General features: G+C 60.8%; 12 protein-coding genes. 3 read left to right on the top strand and 9 right to left on the bottom strand.

All coding sequences use genetic code 11. The features are described from left to right. Positions 1 to 181: 181 nt before the first annotated feature. The 3 genes from betA to betI form a co-directional block, all read right to left on the bottom strand. Entirely contained in the window at positions 182 to 1,885 is a 1,704-nt protein-coding gene (gene betA, locus JJN09_RS20860) for a choline dehydrogenase (RefSeq protein ID WP_249483445.1), read from the bottom strand. Between the two features lie 179 nt (positions 1,886 to 2,064). Beyond that, positions 2,065 to 3,537 (bottom strand): betaine-aldehyde dehydrogenase, encoded by a 1,473-nt coding sequence (gene betB, locus JJN09_RS20855; protein ID WP_249483443.1) that lies wholly within the window; start codon positions 3,535 to 3,537, stop codon positions 2,065 to 2,067. Positions 3,538 to 3,625: 88 nt separating this feature from the next. Next, complete coding sequence (betI, locus tag JJN09_RS20850; RefSeq protein ID WP_011336305.1) at positions 3,626 to 4,219, bottom strand: transcriptional regulator BetI; 594 nt, start codon at positions 4,217 to 4,219, stop codon at positions 3,626 to 3,628. 425 nt (positions 4,220 to 4,644) lie between these two features. Here betI and betT point away from each other — a divergent pair, with 425 nt between their 5' ends. Then, the gene (gene betT / locus JJN09_RS20845) at positions 4,645 to 6,642 is read left to right on the top strand and encodes a choline BCCT transporter BetT (RefSeq protein ID WP_302851916.1); all 1,998 of its coding nucleotides are present in this window, start codon (positions 4,645 to 4,647) and stop codon (positions 6,640 to 6,642) included. Positions 6,643 to 6,922: 280 nt separating this feature from the next. Here betT and choV read toward each other — a convergent pair whose 3' ends face one another. From choV to JJN09_RS20830, 3 genes are all read right to left on the bottom strand, one after another. Continuing rightward, on the bottom strand, positions 6,923 to 8,101 hold the full coding sequence (gene choV / locus JJN09_RS20840; RefSeq protein ID WP_249483441.1) for a choline ABC transporter ATP-binding protein: 1,179 nt from the start codon (positions 8,099 to 8,101) through the stop codon (positions 6,923 to 6,925). Then, entirely contained in the window at positions 8,098 to 8,943 is an 846-nt protein-coding gene (gene choW, locus JJN09_RS20835; RefSeq protein ID WP_085709139.1) for a choline ABC transporter permease subunit, read from the bottom strand. The genes choV and choW overlap by 4 nt, the downstream gene beginning before the upstream one ends. Positions 8,944 to 9,009: 66 nt before the next feature. Further along, on the bottom strand, positions 9,010 to 9,957 hold the full coding sequence (locus tag JJN09_RS20830; RefSeq protein WP_249483439.1) for a choline ABC transporter substrate-binding protein: 948 nt from the start codon (positions 9,955 to 9,957) through the stop codon (positions 9,010 to 9,012). Between the two features lie 433 nt (positions 9,958 to 10,390). Between JJN09_RS20830 and JJN09_RS20825 the strand changes: the two genes are divergently transcribed. Beyond that, a complete protein-coding gene (locus JJN09_RS20825; RefSeq protein ID WP_249483438.1) occupies positions 10,391 to 11,767 on the top strand; it encodes an L-serine ammonia-lyase in 1,377 nt (458 codons plus the stop codon). 541 nt (positions 11,768 to 12,308) lie between these two features. Then, positions 12,309 to 13,412 carry a GlxA family transcriptional regulator gene (locus JJN09_RS20820; protein ID WP_065260190.1) on the top strand — a complete coding sequence of 368 codons (1,104 nt, stop codon included), beginning with the start codon at positions 12,309 to 12,311 and terminating at the stop codon, positions 13,410 to 13,412. 78 nt (positions 13,413 to 13,490) lie between these two features. Here the strand turns inward: JJN09_RS20820 and JJN09_RS20815 are convergent, their stop codons facing one another. The 3 genes from JJN09_RS20815 to JJN09_RS20805 all read right to left on the bottom strand — a co-directional run bounded on the left by JJN09_RS20815 (position 13,491) and on the right by JJN09_RS20805 (position 15,686). Then, positions 13,491 to 13,751, bottom strand: a complete 261-nt coding sequence (locus JJN09_RS20815; protein ID WP_096817966.1) for a hypothetical protein — start codon at positions 13,749 to 13,751, stop codon at positions 13,491 to 13,493. 273 nt (positions 13,752 to 14,024) lie between these two features. Continuing rightward, a complete protein-coding gene (locus JJN09_RS20810) occupies positions 14,025 to 15,185 on the bottom strand; it encodes a gamma-butyrobetaine dioxygenase (RefSeq protein ID WP_249483436.1) in 1,161 nt (386 codons plus the stop codon). A gap of 24 nt (positions 15,186 to 15,209) precedes the next feature. Next, the gene (locus tag JJN09_RS20805; protein WP_249483434.1) at positions 15,210 to 15,686 is read right to left on the bottom strand and encodes a thioesterase family protein; all 477 of its coding nucleotides are present in this window, start codon (positions 15,684 to 15,686) and stop codon (positions 15,210 to 15,212) included. Between the last annotated feature and the right edge of the window lie 320 nt (positions 15,687 to 16,006).

Below are 16,006 nucleotides of genomic sequence, written 5' to 3'. Positions count from 1 at the left end.
AAGTGAAGAGGGGGTGTAGGGGGATTTACTGTGTAGCGGGGGATTTGTACTGAATGATAGGGCCTCATCGCTGGCAAGCCAGGCTCCCACAGGTTTTCTGTTGAACACAATGTTTGTGAACGACGCAAAACCCTGTGGGAGCTGGCTTGCCAGCGATTAGCCTTGATGCGGTGTAGCTGAATTACTGAGCAACAGCACTCACATCACGCAGCGCCTTGCCTTTCACCGGCGCATCGCCAGCGACGTAGTACGACGCCTTGCTGCGCGGCAGTGGCTGACGGCCACGGATCTTGTCGGCGATTTTCTCGGCCATCATGATCGTCGGGGCGTTCAGGTTGCCGGTGGTGATGATCGGCATGATCGAGGCATCGACCACACGCAGACCTTGCATGCCATGCACGCGGCCTTCGCCATCGACTACGGCCATGTCGTCGGTGCCCATCTTGCACGAGCAGGACGGGTGGAACGCGGTTTCGGCGTGCTCGCGGATGAACTTGTCCAGCTGCTCATCGGTTTGCACGTCGATGCCCGGGCTGATTTCACGGCCACGGAAAGCGTCCAGTGCAGGCTGTTGCATGATTTCACGGGTCAGGCGGATGCCGTCGCGGAATTCCTGCCAGTCTTGCTCGGTCGCCATGTAGTTGAACAGGATGCTCGGGTGCTGGCGCGGGTCTTTCGACTTGACCTGGATGCGACCACGGCTCGGCGAACGCATGGAACCCATGTGCGCCTGGAAGCCGTGTTCTTTAACACCGTTGCTGCCGTTGTAGTTAATCGCCACCGGCAGGAAGTGGTATTGGATGTTCGGCCATTCGAACTCTTCGCGAGTCCGGATGAAACCGCCGGCTTCGAACTGGTTGCTGGCGCCGATGCCGGTGCCGTTGAACAGCCACTCGGCACCGATGGCTGGCTGGTTGTACCAGAGCAGCGACGGGTACAGCGAAACCGGTTGGGTGCAGGCGAATTGCAGGTACAGTTCGAGGTGATCCTGCAGGTTTTCGCCGACGCCCGGCAGATCGTGAACGACCGGGATGTCGAGGCTTTCCAGCAGTTTCGCCGGGCCTACGCCGGAGCGTTGCAGCAGTTGCGGCGAAGCGATCGCGCCGGAGCAGACGATGACTTCTTTGCGGGCGCGGGCTTCAACGCGCTCTTCGGCAGCGCCGACCAGGTAACGCACGCCAACGGCACGCTTGCCGTCGAACAGAACCTTGTCAGTCAGGGCGTGAGTGACGATGGTCAGGGTCGAACGCTTCTTGGCCACGTCCAGATAACCACGGGCGGTGGAAGCACGGCGGCCTTTCGGCGTCACGGTGCGGTCCATCGGGCCGAAGCCTTCCTGCTGGTAGCCGTTCAAGTCTTCGGTGCGCGGGTAACCGGCCTGTACGCCAGCTTCAACCATGGCGTGGAACAACGGGTTGTTGCCAGCCTTCGGCGTGGTCACGCTGACCGGGCCTTCGCCACCGTGGTAGTCGTTCGGGCCGATGTCGCGGGTTTCCGCTTTGCGGAAGTACGGCAGGCAGTCGAGGTAGGTCCAGTCTTCCAGGCCTGGCAGTTTCGCCCAGCCGTCGTAGTCCATCGCGTTGCCGCGGATGTAGCACATGCCGTTGATCAGCGAGGAGCCGCCGAGGCCCTTGCCGCGACCGCATTCCATCCGGCGACCGTCCATGTGTGGTTCGGCGTCGGTTTCGTACGCCCAGTTATAGCGACGGCCTTGCAGCGGGAATGCCAGTGCGGCCGGCATCTGCGTGCGGAAGTCCATGCGGTAGTCCGGGCCGCCTGCTTCGAGCAGCAGGACGGTGACGCCTTCGTCTTCAGTCAGACGGGTCGCCAGGGTGTTACCGGCAGAGCCGGCACCCACGATGATGTAATCGAATTCTTGGGACATTGAATGCACCCTCTTTGAAAGTTGGTCAGGTCAGGCCTGGCGAGTGCTTTGCACTCGATTCGCGGGCAAGCCCGCTCCCACAGGGATCGGGGCTGCCACAGATTGGGTGGACGACATCCAACCTGTGGGAGCTGGCTTGCCAGCGAAGGCGGCCTCGCAGGCGATAGAGCGCTCGGGTCTTAGAACACCGAGACGTAATCGCCCAGCTCAACCTGTACCGATTTGATGCGAGTGAAGTTGTTCAGCGAGCTGATGCCGTTCTCACGACCAACGCCCGACTGCTTGTAACCGCCAACCGGCATTTTTGCGTCGGACTCGCCCCAGGCGTTGATCCAGCAGATACCGGCTTCCAGTTGATGAATCACGCGGTGGGCGCGGTTCAGGTCGCGGGTGACGATACCGGCGGCCAGGCCGAAGTCGGTGTCGTTGGCGCGGCGGATCACTTCTTCTTCGGTTTCGTAGGTCAGGATCGCCATCACCGGGCCGAAGATTTCTTCACGGACGATGGTCATGTCGTCGGTGCAGTCGGTGAACACGGTCGGTGCCACGAACGCGCCTTTGGCGAATTCGCCGTCGGTCAGACGGTCGCCGCCGCACAGGACGCGAGCGCCTTCTTCTTTACCCTTGGCGATGTAGCCCAGCACGTTTTCCATGTGCGCGAAGCTGACCAGCGGGCCGAAGTTGGTGTTTTCGTCTTCCGGGTTGCCAACGCGGATGCGGGCAACGCGCTCGACGATCTTGGCTTCGAAAGCGGCTTTCAGGTGCGCCGGCACGAATACGCGAGTGCCGTTGGTGCAGACCTGACCGGAGCTGTAGAAGTTGGCCATCATGGCGGTGTCGGCGGCGCGATCCAGGTCGGCGTCGTCGCAGATGATCAGCGGGGACTTGCCGCCCAGTTCCATGGTCACGTCTTTCAGCGACGACGCCGAAGCGCTGGCCATGACCTTCTTGCCGGTGTCGGTGCCGCCGGTGAAGGAGATCTTCTCGATGCGCGGGTGTTCGGTCAGCCAGGTGCCGACTTCACGGCCGCTGCCGGTCAGGACGTTGAACACGCCGTCCGGAACGCCGGCTGCGGTGTAGATCTCGGCCAGTTTCAGAGTGGTCAGAGAGGTGACTTCGCTTGGCTTGAAGATCATCGCGTTACCGGCCGCCAGGGCTGGTGCGGATTTCCACAGGGCGATCTGGATCGGGTAGTTCCACGCGCCGATACCGGCAACCACGCCCAGCGGCTCGCGACGGGTGTAGACGAATGCGGTGTCACGCAGCGGGATCTGCTCGCCTTCGATGGCGGGTACCAGGCCTGCGTAGTATTCCAGCACGTCGGCGCCGGTAACGATGTCGACGTATTTGGTTTCGGAGAACGCTTTACCGGTGTCCAGGGTTTCCAGAGCAGCCAGTTCATCGTTGCGCTCGCGCAGGATGTCGACGGCGCGACGCAGGATGCGCGAACGCTCCATGGCGGTCATCGCGGCCCAGATTTTCTGGCCCTTTTCGGCGCTGACGACTGCGCGCTCGACGTCTTCCTTGGTCGCACGTTGCACTTGTGCGAGGACTTCACCGTTAGCCGGGTTGATGGCTTCGAAGGTGGCATCGCTGCCGGCGTCGGAGTACGCGCCATCGATGTAGAGTTTTTGCAGTTCGAAACGGGCCATAGTGTCCTCGCAAGTGCATAAGTGGTTGGCGTTGGCCACCGCGATCAGGCTGCGGTGGCGTTCAGGGGCCGAGCGTTTTCTCTGTGCTCTAGCTCACCTGCTTGGCCAATTGGAAATCCATGTATTCGTAAGCGATCTGTTGCGCCTGCGCGGTGTCGAAAGCGTCTCCCGACAGCGCGCCGCGCAACCACAAACCGTCAATCAGAGCTGCCAGTCCACGGGCGGCGGTGCGCGCATCTTCGAGCGGCAACACACGGCGGAACTCGCAGCACAGGTTGGAATACAGACGGTGATCGTTGATCCGCTGCAACCTGTGCAAAGACGGCTGGTGCATGCTGGTGGCCCAGAAGGCCAGCCAGGTTTTCATTGCCGGGCCATTGACCTGGCTGGCGTCGAAGTTGCCTTCGATGATCACCTGCAGATGCGCCCGGGGGCTGCTGTCTGCCAGCGCCTGACGGCGCGCGGTGACGTTCTCGCTGAGGACGCTCATCAGATACCGCATCGTGGCGGCAATCAGGCCGTTCTTGTCCTGAAAATAGTGACTGATGATGCCATTCGAGACACCGGCCAAACGGGCGATCAGCGCAATGCTGGCGTCCCCCATTCCGACCTGATCGACGGCCTGCAAAGTGGCTTCGATCAGTTGTTGGCGGCGGATGGGTTGCATACCGACCTTGGGCATCTTGCACATCTCCTTAGGCCTTCCAACGGGCGATAAACGCCTATCGGATTGAGGGCCAGTCTATTTTGTTTTGATTGAACGTTCAATCAACAAAGAATAAGATCTGCGACAAATCGTCGCTGCCTACAGCTTTTTCCTACGTGTAAGTGGCGATAAACCGACATCCGAAAATGCTCGAAACCTGCGCGGGGCAAGGCGCGGTTCGACGTTCGATGGACGTGTTGAATGGGCAAGACGCTTGCGGCCAGGTTTCGGATGAACGTCCAGACCTCGGCCACGACGGCGATTCGCGGTGCCATCTCTGCAGGTTCGGGCTTTTTTCGGGGTGTCTTTATATCACCCGCCGGTCGGCTGCCAACTAACCGATTGGTCGGGTTCCGTGTTGCCTTGTGTTCTTCTCTCGCACTGCCTGGAGCATTTGTGCCATGAGTTCTGCCTCGCTTATAAAGACCCCGCCCGAGAAGGTGACGGTCAACGGTTGGGTGTTCTACACCTCTACCGCGTTGATTCTGTTGTTGACCGCCATTCTGATCATCGCCCCGCAAGAGGCCGGCAGAATGCTGGGAGTGGCTCAGGCCTGGTTGTCCCGCAGCTTCGGCTGGTACTACATGGTGGTGATCGCCGCTTACCTGGTGTTTGTGGTGGGCCTGGCGTTTTCTTCCTACGGCAAACTCAAACTGGGTAGCAAGGACGACACCCCGGATTTCAGCTACGGCGCCTGGGCGGGGATGCTGTTCTCGTCGGGTATCGGTATTTCGCTGCTGTACTTCGGCGCCTCCGAGCCGCTGGATCACTACTTCAACCCACCGGAAGGTGCGTCCGCCACCAACATGGCGGCGCGTCAGGCTGTGCAGCTGACTTTCCTGCACTGGGGCCTGCACGGCTGGGCGATCTACGCACTGGTCGGTCTGGCCGTTGCCTATTTCGCTTACCGTCATAACCAGCCGCTGGCACTGCGTTCGGCGCTGTACCCGCTGGTGGGCGAGCGTTGGGTCAAGGGCGCTGCCGGTCATGCGGTAGACGGCTTCGGCATGTTCGTGACCCTGCTGGGTCTGGTGACCAACCTGGGGATCGGCTCGCTGCAAGTGTCTTCGGGCCTGGAAAACCTGTTCGGCATGGAGCACAGCAACACCAACCTGCTGATCGTGATTATCGTGATGAGCACCGTGGCGACCATCGCTGCCGTGTCCGGCGTGGAAAACGGCATCCGTCGTCTGTCCAACCTCAACATCATTCTGTTCAGCGGCCTGCTGATTTTCGTGCTGCTGTTCGGCCCGACCCTGCACCTGCTCAACGGCTTCGTGCAGAACATCGGCGACTACCTCAACGGCGTGGTGCTGAAGACTTTCGACCTGTACGTCTATGAAGGCGACAGTGCCAAGTCCGACCGCTGGCTGGGCCTGTGGACTCTGTTCTACTGGGCATGGTGGATTTCCTGGGCCCCATTCGTAGGCATGTTCATCGCGCGGATTTCCCGTGGTCGTACCGTGCGTGAACTGGTGGCCGGCGTGCTGCTGATTCCGCTGGGTTTCACCCTGGCGTGGCTGTCGATCTTCGGTAACTCGGCACTGGACCTGGTGATGAACCATGGGGCGGTAGAACTCGGCAAGACGGCGCTGGAACAGCCGTCGATGGCGATCTACCAGTTGCTTGAGCATTACCCGGCGTCGAAAGTCGTCATCGGTGTGTCGATCTTTGTTGGCTTCGTGCTGTTCCTGACCCCGGCCGACTCTGGCGCGGTAATGATGGCCAACCTTTCCTGCAAGGGCGGCACCGTCGACGAAGACGCGCCGCACTGGCTGCGGATCTTCTGGTCGGCCGTGATTACGCTGGTGACCATCGGCCTGCTGTTCGCCGGTAACTTCGAAGCCATGCAGACCATGGTGGTGCTGGCCGGTCTGCCGTTCTCGGTGGTACTGGTATTCTTCATGTTCGGCTTGCACAAGGCCATGCGCCAGGACGTGCAGATCGAACAGGAGCAAGCGCAACTGGCTGAGCGCGGTCGTCGTGGTTTCAGCGAGCGCCTGACTCAACTGGACCTGCAACCGAGCCAATCGGTGGTGCAACGCTTCATGGACAAGCAGGTCAGCCCGGCGCTGGAAGATGCGACTGCGCAAATGCGTGCACAGGGTCTGGAAGTGCAAACGCTGCTGGGTAAATCCAAGCGTTGCATGGGCGTGCGAGTCGAGATGGAAGAGGGCAACCCTTTCGTCTACGAAGTGAGCCTGGACGGCTATCTGGCGACCCCGACCGAATCGGCCCAGTCCGATGAAGCGCGCCAGCGTTACTACCGCGCCGAGGTGTACCTGCACAACGGCAGCCAGGATTACGACCTGATGGGCTTCACGCAGGATCAGATCACTCGCGATGTGCTCGATCAGTTTGAAAGCCATCGGCAGCTCCTTGGCCGGGTGTACAGCTAAGATCAAAAGCTCCCCCTCACCCTAGCCCTCTCCCTTAGGGAGAGGGGACTGATTGGGGATGCTGCAGAAATCCGCCGACCTGAAAGAACGTTGTTGAATCCATAATCGACTCTGACTTTCAGGTCGATGTATAGCGAAAGACAACTCGGTAGGTCCCCTCTCCCTCTGGGCGGTCCGACGTTTCGGGAGGGCTAGGCGGGCGGCGCTCCGATGAGGGGCTCTTTTCCCTGACCCAATAAAAAAGGGATCGCTCACCGCGATCCCTTTTTTTCATCCCGCCTTACCCCAGGTTCTTCCCGAGCAGCGCGTGATACAGCTCGCTGTCCCCAAGAATCCCCACCACATGGTTGTTGTCGTGCAGCACCAGTTTGTTGCCGGTCTGGTAACGAATCTGCAGTGCGTCACGCATGCCGATGTTCGAGTCCACCAGCGTCGGACGACGATCGAGGCCTTCGACCGCTTGCCCCGGCACCCAGTTCTGTAGGTCGAGTACCGAACCGTTCTTGCGTGCACCCTTGATGGTGTTGCCTTCGGCCAGGTCCAGCCACGAATCGCCGCCCGGATCGAGGCACACCGAACCGTTGATGCGTTTGCAGTTGTCCAGGGTGCGCATCAGGCTGCGACCGCAGAGCACGTTCAGCGGATTGGTGTGGGCAACGAAGGTGCGCACGTAATCGTCCGCAGGATTGAGCACGATTTCTTCCGGCACGCTGTACTGGATGATCCGGCCGTCTTTCATGATCGCGATGCGGCTACCCAGTTTCAGCGCCTCGTCGAGGTCGTGGCTCACGAACACGATGGTCTTGCTCAGCTTGCGTTGCAGTTCCAGCAATTCATCCTGCAGACCCTGACGGATCAGTGGGTCGAGGGCCGAGAACGGTTCGTCCATCAGCAGAATGTCGGCGTCCATTGCCAGCGCGCGGGCCAGGCCTACACGCTGCTGCATGCCGCCGGACAGCTCGTTGGGTTTCTTGTTGCGCCACTGGGTCAGGCCCACCAGCTCAAGCTTGTCATCGACCAGTTTGCGGCGTTCTTTCTCGGGACGACCCTGCATTTCCAGACCGAAGCTGATGTTCTCGCGCACCGTCAGCCAAGGCATCAGGGCGAACTTCTGGAACACCATCGCGATGCGCTTGGTACGCATCATTTTCAGTTCGGCCGGGGTGCAGGAGGCGATGTCGATCTGCTTGCCTTCGTGCTCGACGAACAGCTTGCCGCGGCTCACGGTGTTGAGGCCGTTGATGCAGCGCAACAGGCTGGATTTGCCGGAGCCGGACAAGCCCATCAGTACACAGATTTCGCCTTTCTCGATGTCCAGGCTGGCTTTTTCAACGCCGACAATCTGCCCGGTCTTTTTCAGGATTTCGTTACGGGTCATGCCCTGATCCAGCAGCTTGAGCGCCTCGCGTGGATCCTTGGCGAAGATAACGTCAACGTTTTCGAAGCGAATTATGCTCATGCGTCACCCCCTACTTTTGCGTCGGGTTGTTTGCAGATACGGTCGAGCATGATCGCCAGCAGTACGATCGCCAGGCCCGCTTCGAAGCCCAGGGCGATATCAGCAGTGTTCAGTGCGTTGACCACCGGTTTGCCGAGTCCGTCGGCGCCCACCAGTGCCGCGATCACCACCATCGACAACGACAGCATGATGCACTGGGTGATGCCGGCCGCGATGCTTGGCATGGCGTGGGGCAGTTCGATCCGTGAAAGCAGTTGGCGACGCGAGCAGCCGAAGGCCTTGCCGGCGTCCATCAGTTCTTCCGGGACATCGCGGATGCCCAGGTAGGTCAGGCGGATCGGCGCAGCGATGGCGAACACCACTGTGGAGATCAGGCCCGGAACCACGCCCAACCCGAAGAGGGTCAGGGTAGGAATGAGGTAAACGAAGGTCGGTACGGTCTGCATCAGATCGAGCACCGGCCTCATCAAAGTGTAGAACATCGGTTTGTGCGCGGCGACGATGCCCAGCGGCACGCCGATGACCACGCAGACCAGGGTCGCGAACATGACCTGGGCTAGGGTTTCCATGGTTTCCTGCCAGTACCCCAGGTTGAGGATCAGCAGAAAGGAGGCGATCACGAAGGCGGTGAGGCCCCATTTGCGTTGAATGAAATGCGCGAGCAGAGCGATGAGGCCGATCAACACCAGCGGGTTGAACCAGGTCAGCGCAAACGTCACGCCGTGGATCATCGTTTCCAGGGTCACGGCGATTGCGTCGAAGGTGCTGGCGCCGTGTTGCGTCAACCATTCAACGAAGCCCGCGATGTACTGGCCTAAAGGGATTTTCTGATCAATCAGCATGGTAGTGAACGTCCGCATGCAAGGAAATAACAGCCCGGGCGGGACTGGCCCGCCCGGCATAAGCGATTACTGATTCAACTTGGCTTTCACGGCCTCCAGGCCAGGTTTACCGTCAATGGTGGTCACGCCAGCGAGCCAGGTATCGAGCACCTGTGGATTCTTTTTCAGCCAGGCCTTGGCGGCCGCGTCAGGCTTCATCTTGTCGTCGAGGATGTTGCCCATCAGGGTGCTTTCCATGTCGACGGTGAACTCCAGATTCTTCAGCAACTGACCGACGTTGCTGCATTCTTCGACGTAGCCCTTGCGGGTGTTGGTCGCGACGGTGGCCGCGCCGAAATCCGGGCCGAAGAAGTCGTCGCCGCCGGTCAGGTATTGAATCTTGAAGCGCTTGTTCATCGGGTGCGGCGCCCAGCCGAGGAAGACCACGGCGGTGTCGCGTTTCTGCGCACGGTCGACCTGCGAGAGCATGCCCGCTTCGGACGACTCGACGACTTTGAAACCGGCGGCTTTCAGGCCGAAGGCATCCTTGTCGATCATGCTCTGGATCAGGCGGTTGCCGTCGTTGCCAGGCTCGATGCCGTAGATCTTGTCGTCGAGCTCTTTCTTGAATTTGGCGATGTCGGCGAAGTCATGCAGACCCTTGTCGTACAGCGCCTGCGGTACGGCGAGGGTGTATTTGGCGCCCTTGAGGTTGGTGCGTACGACTTCCACGGTGCCGGCGTCACGGTAGGCCTTGATGTCGTTTTCCATGGTCGGCATCCAGTTGCCGAGGAACACGTCCATGTTCTTGCCGTCGGCCAGGGACTTGTAGGTCACGGGCACGGAGATCATGGTGGTCTTGGTCTTGTAGCCGAGGGCGTCGAGCACCACGCTGGTGGTCGCGGTTGTTGCGGTGATGTCGGTCCAGCCGACATCGGAGAAGTTAACGGTACTGCACTGCGCCGGTTCTGCGGCTTGAGCCAGTAACGGCAGACTCAGCATGGCGGCCAACAACAACGACGGGGAACCTTTCATGGATGGACTCCTTGGTGTTTTTTTTGGCAGTGTTCCGACTGGACCACCGCACTTATAGGTTGCGGTTGGATGGCGTTCTGGAGACAGCTCTACCACGGCGCCTTGCAATCGAGTCGATACGATCATGTACCAGTGAAAATCTGACGCCTACAGGGTGCGTCGTATCCAGTACAGGGATGGTCGCATCCAGTGTCGGTGACGTCGTTTACAGCTTTTTTCAGCCCTGTTTGGCCATCTGAACCGCATAAAAACGGCGAAAACACGGGCGAAAACCGGCACGGCGTTAGTGGGCATGAGTGCGTCGGTGTCAGACGCCGAGCGACCCGGGAAAAGCCTGATGATGCGGGCATTCCGGCGGATCGCAGCTTGAGCGTAGCAGCTCCGCCAGCGGGCGCTTCACGCCCCGGACGGCACTCTCAGGAGCTCTGCATCAATGGCTATCAGCGTTTTCGACCTGTTCAAAATCGGCATCGGCCCGTCCAGTTCCCACACCGTCGGGCCGATGCGCGCCGCGGCGCTGTTCGTCGAGTCTCTGCGCGACAAACACCTGCTGGAGCAAGTGCGTCGAGTCGAGGTGCAGCTGTTCGGTTCGCTGTCGGCCACCGGTGTCGGTCACGGCAGCGACAACGCCGTGATCATGGGCCTGATGGGCGAGTGGCCGGACGCGATCGACCCGTCGCAGATCGGCCCGCGGATCCAGGCCCTGCGCGAAACCCACACCCTTTTACTGGACGGTCGTTTGTCGGTGCCTTTTATATGGGCCCGCGACATGCGTCTGATCGACGAGAACCTGCCGTTCCACCCCAACGCCATGACCCTGGTTGCCGAAGGCGATCACGGCGAGATTCATCGCGACACCTACTATTCGGTCGGCGGCGGTTTCGTGGTCGATGAGGCCCAGGCGTCCAGCGGTGTGGTGGATCTGGATCGCACCGAATTGCCGTATGACTTCTCCAGCGCCGTCGAACTGTTGGAGTTGTGCAAGCAGAACAACCTGCGCGTCGCCGAATTGATGATGGCCAACGAGAAAGTCTGGCGCAGCGAAGAGGAAATCCGCGCCGGGCTGATGAAGCTCTGGCGGGCGATGCAGGATTGCGTCGAGCAGGGGCTCAAGCACGAAGGCATCCTGCCTGGCGGGCTCAATGTGCGTCGGCGCGCGGCGAAACTGCACCGCAGTCTTCAGGAATTGAACAAGCCCAACGTGATCGGCTCGACCCTCAGCGCCATGGAGTGGGTCAACCTGTTCGCCCTGGCGGTGAACGAAGAGAACGCGGCCGGCGGGCGCATGGTCACGGCGCCGACCAACGGTGCGGCCGGGATCATTCCGGCGGTGCTGCACTACTTCATGAAATTCAGCGAAGCGGTGACTGACGCCAACGTGGTCGACTATTTCCTTGGGGCGGCGGCAGTAGGGATTTTGTGCAAGAAGAACGCTTCGATCTCCGGCGCCGAAGTCGGCTGTCAGGGTGAGGTCGGTTCGGCCTGCGCAATGGCGGCGGCGGGGCTGGCGGAAATCCTCGGCGCAAGCCCGGAGCAATTGTGCAACGCGGCGGAAATCGGCCTGGAGCACAACCTCGGCCTGACGTGCGACCCGGTGGGCGGTCTGGTCCAGGTGCCGTGTATCGAGCGCAATGCGATTGCAGCGGTGAAAGCGATCAACGCGGCGCAGATGGCCTTGCGCGGCGACGGTCAGCACTTCATTTCGCTGGACCGGGTGATCCGCACCATGCGCGATACCGGTGCCGACATGCATGACAAATATAAAGAGACTTCGCGGGGCGGGTTGGCGGTCAGCGCGGTGGAGTGCTGATACCGAGTCGACCCAATCGCTGGCAAGCCAGCTCCCACAGGGTTTGAGGTGTTACCAAAATAGCAGCAACACCAAACAAACTGTGGGAGCTGGCTTGCCAGCGATTGGGGCCAGACCAGTCAAAACTGCGCGTTAAGTGCACACCGGAATCAAAACGCGCCACCTTTTGGCGCGTCGCAATCAGATAAGAGTCTTTCCCACCTCCATCGCGTGATTGATGCTGGCGACCGTCTGTCACCCGTGCCTGCGGTGACACTGTCCGACAATCGCGCCCAGCCCTGTTCCCACAAGTGCTACCGATTTGCTCACGCGCTTCGGGGCAGGGCTTTCACCGCCGCTGATGGCACTTCGAACTACCTTTCGTCGGACGGCTTGTATAGACGCGTCGCGACGTCGTTTTCAGGAGTTATTGAACGGCCATTCAAATTTAGGCATGGCAATTGCTCTGTCATAACAAAGCCCGTCTCACGCAAGAGAACGATGGCAATAACAAGAGCCTCCGCCTGAGGCCATCACCCGCTTTGTGTGAGGAGATACCGCGATGACGTCGTTCAACTCCGGGGCTCAACCCCAGAACCGTGCGCCTCAATCCATCGGCTTTCTGCTGCTGGACAATTTCACGCTGATTTCCCTGGCTTCCGCAGTCGAACCACTGCGCATGGCCAACCAGTTGTCCGGTCGCGAGCTGTATCGCTGGACCACCCTCACCGTCGACGGAGGCCAGGTCTGGGCCAGTGACGGTCTGCAGATCACTCCCGACGCCTCCATGCACAAAGCCCCGGCCCTCGACACCATCATCGTGTGCGGCGGGATCGGCATTCAACGCACCGTTACCCGTGAACACGTTTCGTGGCTGCAAAGCCAGGCGCGCCAGTCCCGTCGCCTCGGTGCCGTGTGCACCGGCAGCTGGGCCCTGGCGTGCGCCGGTCTGCTCGACGGCTTCGATTGCAGCGTGCACTGGGAATGTCTGGCGGCGATGCAGGAAGCTTTCCCCCGCGTCGCGATGAGCACCCGTCTGTTCACCCTCGACCGCAACCGTTTCACCAGCTCCGGCGGCACCGCGCCGCTGGACATGATGCTGCACCTGATCAGCCGCGATCACGGCCGTGAACTGTCCGCCGCTATCTCCGAGATGTTCGTCTACGAGCGTATCCGCAACGAACAGGATCACCAGCGCGTGCCGCTCAAGCACATGCTCGGCACCAACCAGCCGAAGTTGCAGGAAATCGTTGCGCTGATGGAAGCCAACCTGGAAGAACCGATCGACCTCGACGAACTGGCGGTGTACGTCGCCGTGTCCCGTCGCCAGCTCGAGCGCCTGTTCCAGAAATACCTGCACTGCTCGCCGTCGCGCTACTACCTCAAGCTGCGCCTGATCCGTGCCCGGCAACTGCTCAAACAGACGCCGATGTCGATCATCGAAGTGGCGTCGGTCTGCGGGTTCGTGTCGACGCCGCACTTCTCCAAGTGCTACCGCGAATACTTCGGCATTCCGCCGCGTGACGAGCGCGTCGGTTCCAACACCACCCAGCAAGTGGCGATGCTGCCGCTGCCGCAGGCCATCGTGATGTCGCCGCTGTCCGGGCCGATGTCGGCGCTGAGCCAGGCGCGCAACGAGTCGACTTTCGCCAGCGTGCGTCTCTAAAACGAAAAATCGCAGCTTGCGACAGCGCCTTCAGGAAAGGCACTGTCGCAGGCTGCGATCTTTTTCTTCGGTCAGATATCAGGCGCGGGTCTGCTGGTACTGCGCCAGAGCCGGCAGCAACTGCTTGTCGATGGCCTCGCGCACGGTCGGCTGAATGCTCGCGCTGCTGGTGTACATCTGCTTGACCATGGTGCGCAGCGTATTGGCCCGCACATCGTCCAGACCCCGCACCGCGCACTCGCAGGCCTGCTGCGCAGACGAACCCGACGGTACTTCGAATCCCAACGACTTGAGTTGGCCCAACAGGTCTTCCTGATCGATCAAATCGGCATACATCATGACGCGAATCCTTCTTCGGCAACGGAGGTCGTGACTCGATTCTGGTAGGCCCGCACAGGCACGGCAAGGGCGATTTGTCGCAGTGGCCGCGACGACTATGAACAGGTCGTTTTCGGCTAACTCGCGGTGAAGGGGAGTGGGCACACTGGCCTCAGCTCGCTTCACGAAGGTTTGGTCACCCTCGGTATGGCAGCTCCTCAACAGTACCCTCGCCCCGATCCTGTCACGGCTTGTATCGGGGCTTTTTTTGTTTGCGAATAACGATGACGCGGTCTAGCGCTGCAACACTAGAATCCGCGACAGCAACTCATCCCGATCGATGTAGCAGCCCTGGAAGTGCCGGGCCCCGGTGGTCGGGTCGAACGCATTGCGCGCGTGCAGGGTGCGACGGTTGTCGAAGCACCACAACTCGCCCGGATTGAGCCGCTGCATCAGCCGGAAGCGTGGCTCGCGGGTCATGGCGATGAAGCGTCGATACGCGCGATACAGCAGGGGCATTTGCTCCACGGACGTGTCGAACGCGCCGCGCAGGAAGTTGGCCATGCGGATTTCTGCAACCCGGCTCAAGGCATCCAGGGCGATGATCGGGGCGAGGCAGCGATAGTCGCTGTGGCGGTCCTTGTTGCGAAACTCCACCGGGATCTCGCAAAGCGCCTTGAACGACGCGGGATCCTCCTGACGCAACGCTTCGGCAATCGCAAAGCCGTCGACGAAAATGCTTTCGCCACCCTCGGCGTCGTTCACCAGACAATGCAGAAACTGCAGCCCCGGTTGCAGCTCGCGGGTCGGCAGATCCGTGTGCAATGGCAGGTTGAATGCGGTGTAGGCATTGCTGTCGGCGTCGGCCTTGGATTGCACGTTGAACAGCACGCCGAAATTGCTCTCGCGGATAAACGAAATGCGCTGGGCGATCAGCTTCAGCGAACCGGGTTCGGTGGGCACGCCGCGCACCTGGGTCAGGCCGATGTCGCGCACGGCCAGCAACCATTGCAGCAGCGCGGCGTTATCGTTCATCAGCGCTGCATAGTCGAACACCGGCAGCTGCAAGTCGCTGCGCCACAGAAAGGCTTTCGGTTTGGCGGCCAGGCGTTCGGCGCGGGACTCGTCGTCATAGGCGTGGGCGCGAAGCCAGCCTGCATCGAAGCGGCTGAGGTGACCGTCCTGCCAGTCGACGCGCAGGCAGCCATCGGTGTCGATATGCGCGGCGGAGGGCGACAGATCCTGCGCCGCATCGACGATCTCGAACACCTGCTCGCGGGTGATGCTGTAGACACAGTGCGGACACGGGCAGTTGTCCCGCAGCCATACGTGGTGAAACGGGCTGACGCGCCCGTCGGCCCATTCGATCAGGACCCGATCCACCAGGTTCTGCACGCCGTTCAGCGCGCTGATCAACGGATAAGTACGGAAATCGGCAACAGCGGCGGTTTGCATGGCGGCTCCTTGCGATGGATGGATTTACCGGGCTGGGGGCAGAGCGATGACGCGGCTGATGTAAGCAGGGGCGGGCAGATTGGCCTGCTCGGCGACGATGGCTTGCAGGCGGCTCAGGGTGTCCGGGGTAAACGGTGCGGAACGCGGCCCGGCGAGGTCGACGTGCAGCAGCATCTGTTCGTTGCCGGCCAGTTCCTTGTCACCGCCGGCCAGGTGCAGGCTGTGATAGAGGTGCAGGCGTTTCTGGTCGTGGCCGATGATCTGCGTGCGCACTTCAACCTCGGCGTCGAGCTTCACTTCGTGAAGGTAGTTGAGGTGCAGTTCGAGGGTGAACAGCGAGTTACCGCTGGCTTCGCGATTGTTGCTGTCCATGCCGAGGCGATCCATCAGGGCGTCGGTGGCGTAGCTGAAGATCAGCAGGTAGAAGGCGTCGCGCAGGTGGCCGTTGTAGTCGACCCAGTCGGGGATGATTTTGGTTTGGTAGGTGGTGAGGGTGGGCATGATGTTGGTTCCGGCAGTTGAATGGTCATCAAGATCAAAAGCCACCCCTCACCCCAGCCCTCTCCCCAGAGGGGAGAGGGGGAAAGGGAGCAGATCGGGGGCTTTTCAAGGCCTGTGTTCGGCTCGGTACAGCACGTCGGCGTAACTCGAAAGAACACCGCGGTCAGTCCCCTCTCCCTATGGGGGAAAGGGAGCAGATAGGGGGCTTTTCAAAGCCTGAGTTCGGCTCGGTGTTTCAGGTCGGCGTAACTCGAAAGAACAACACGGTCAGTCCCCTCTCCCCCCGGGAGAGGGTTAGGGTGAGGGCAGCAATCCCACGT

It is taken from the genome of Pseudomonas sp. HS6 (genome assembly GCF_023375815.1).
Taxonomy (GTDB): Bacteria; Pseudomonadota; Gammaproteobacteria; order Pseudomonadales; family Pseudomonadaceae; genus Aquipseudomonas.
The sequence above is the reverse complement of the archived record's forward strand: the minus strand, read 5'-3'. Positions and strand labels throughout refer to the sequence as shown.

Coding starts and splice junctions, on each gene's coding strand:
- JJN09_RS20805 (WP_249483434.1), bottom strand. CDS start 15,686: ATGCCCACCCTCACCACCTACCAAACCAAAATCATCCCCGACTGGGTC.
- JJN09_RS20810 (WP_249483436.1), bottom strand. CDS start 15,185: ATGCAAACCGCCGCTGTTGCCGATTTCCGTACTTATCCGTTGATCAGC.
- betI (WP_011336305.1), bottom strand. CDS start 4,219: ATGCCCAAGGTCGGTATGCAACCCATCCGCCGCCAACAACTGATCGAA.
- betA (WP_249483445.1), bottom strand. CDS start 1,885: ATGTCCCAAGAATTCGATTACATCATCGTGGGTGCCGGCTCTGCCGGT.
- choW (WP_085709139.1), bottom strand. CDS start 8,943: ATGCTGATTGATCAGAAAATCCCTTTAGGCCAGTACATCGCGGGCTTC.
- betB (WP_249483443.1), bottom strand. CDS start 3,537: ATGGCCCGTTTCGAACTGCAAAAACTCTACATCGATGGCGCGTACTCC.
- betT (WP_302851916.1), top strand. CDS start 4,645: ATGAGTTCTGCCTCGCTTATAAAGACCCCGCCCGAGAAGGTGACGGTC.
- JJN09_RS20830 (WP_249483439.1), bottom strand. CDS start 9,957: ATGAAAGGTTCCCCGTCGTTGTTGTTGGCCGCCATGCTGAGTCTGCCG.
- JJN09_RS20820 (WP_065260190.1), top strand. CDS start 12,309: ATGACGTCGTTCAACTCCGGGGCTCAACCCCAGAACCGTGCGCCTCAA.
- choV (WP_249483441.1), bottom strand. CDS start 8,101: ATGAGCATAATTCGCTTCGAAAACGTTGACGTTATCTTCGCCAAGGAT.
- JJN09_RS20815 (WP_096817966.1), bottom strand. CDS start 13,751: ATGATGTATGCCGATTTGATCGATCAGGAAGACCTGTTGGGCCAACTC.
- JJN09_RS20825 (WP_249483438.1), top strand. CDS start 10,391: ATGGCTATCAGCGTTTTCGACCTGTTCAAAATCGGCATCGGCCCGTCC.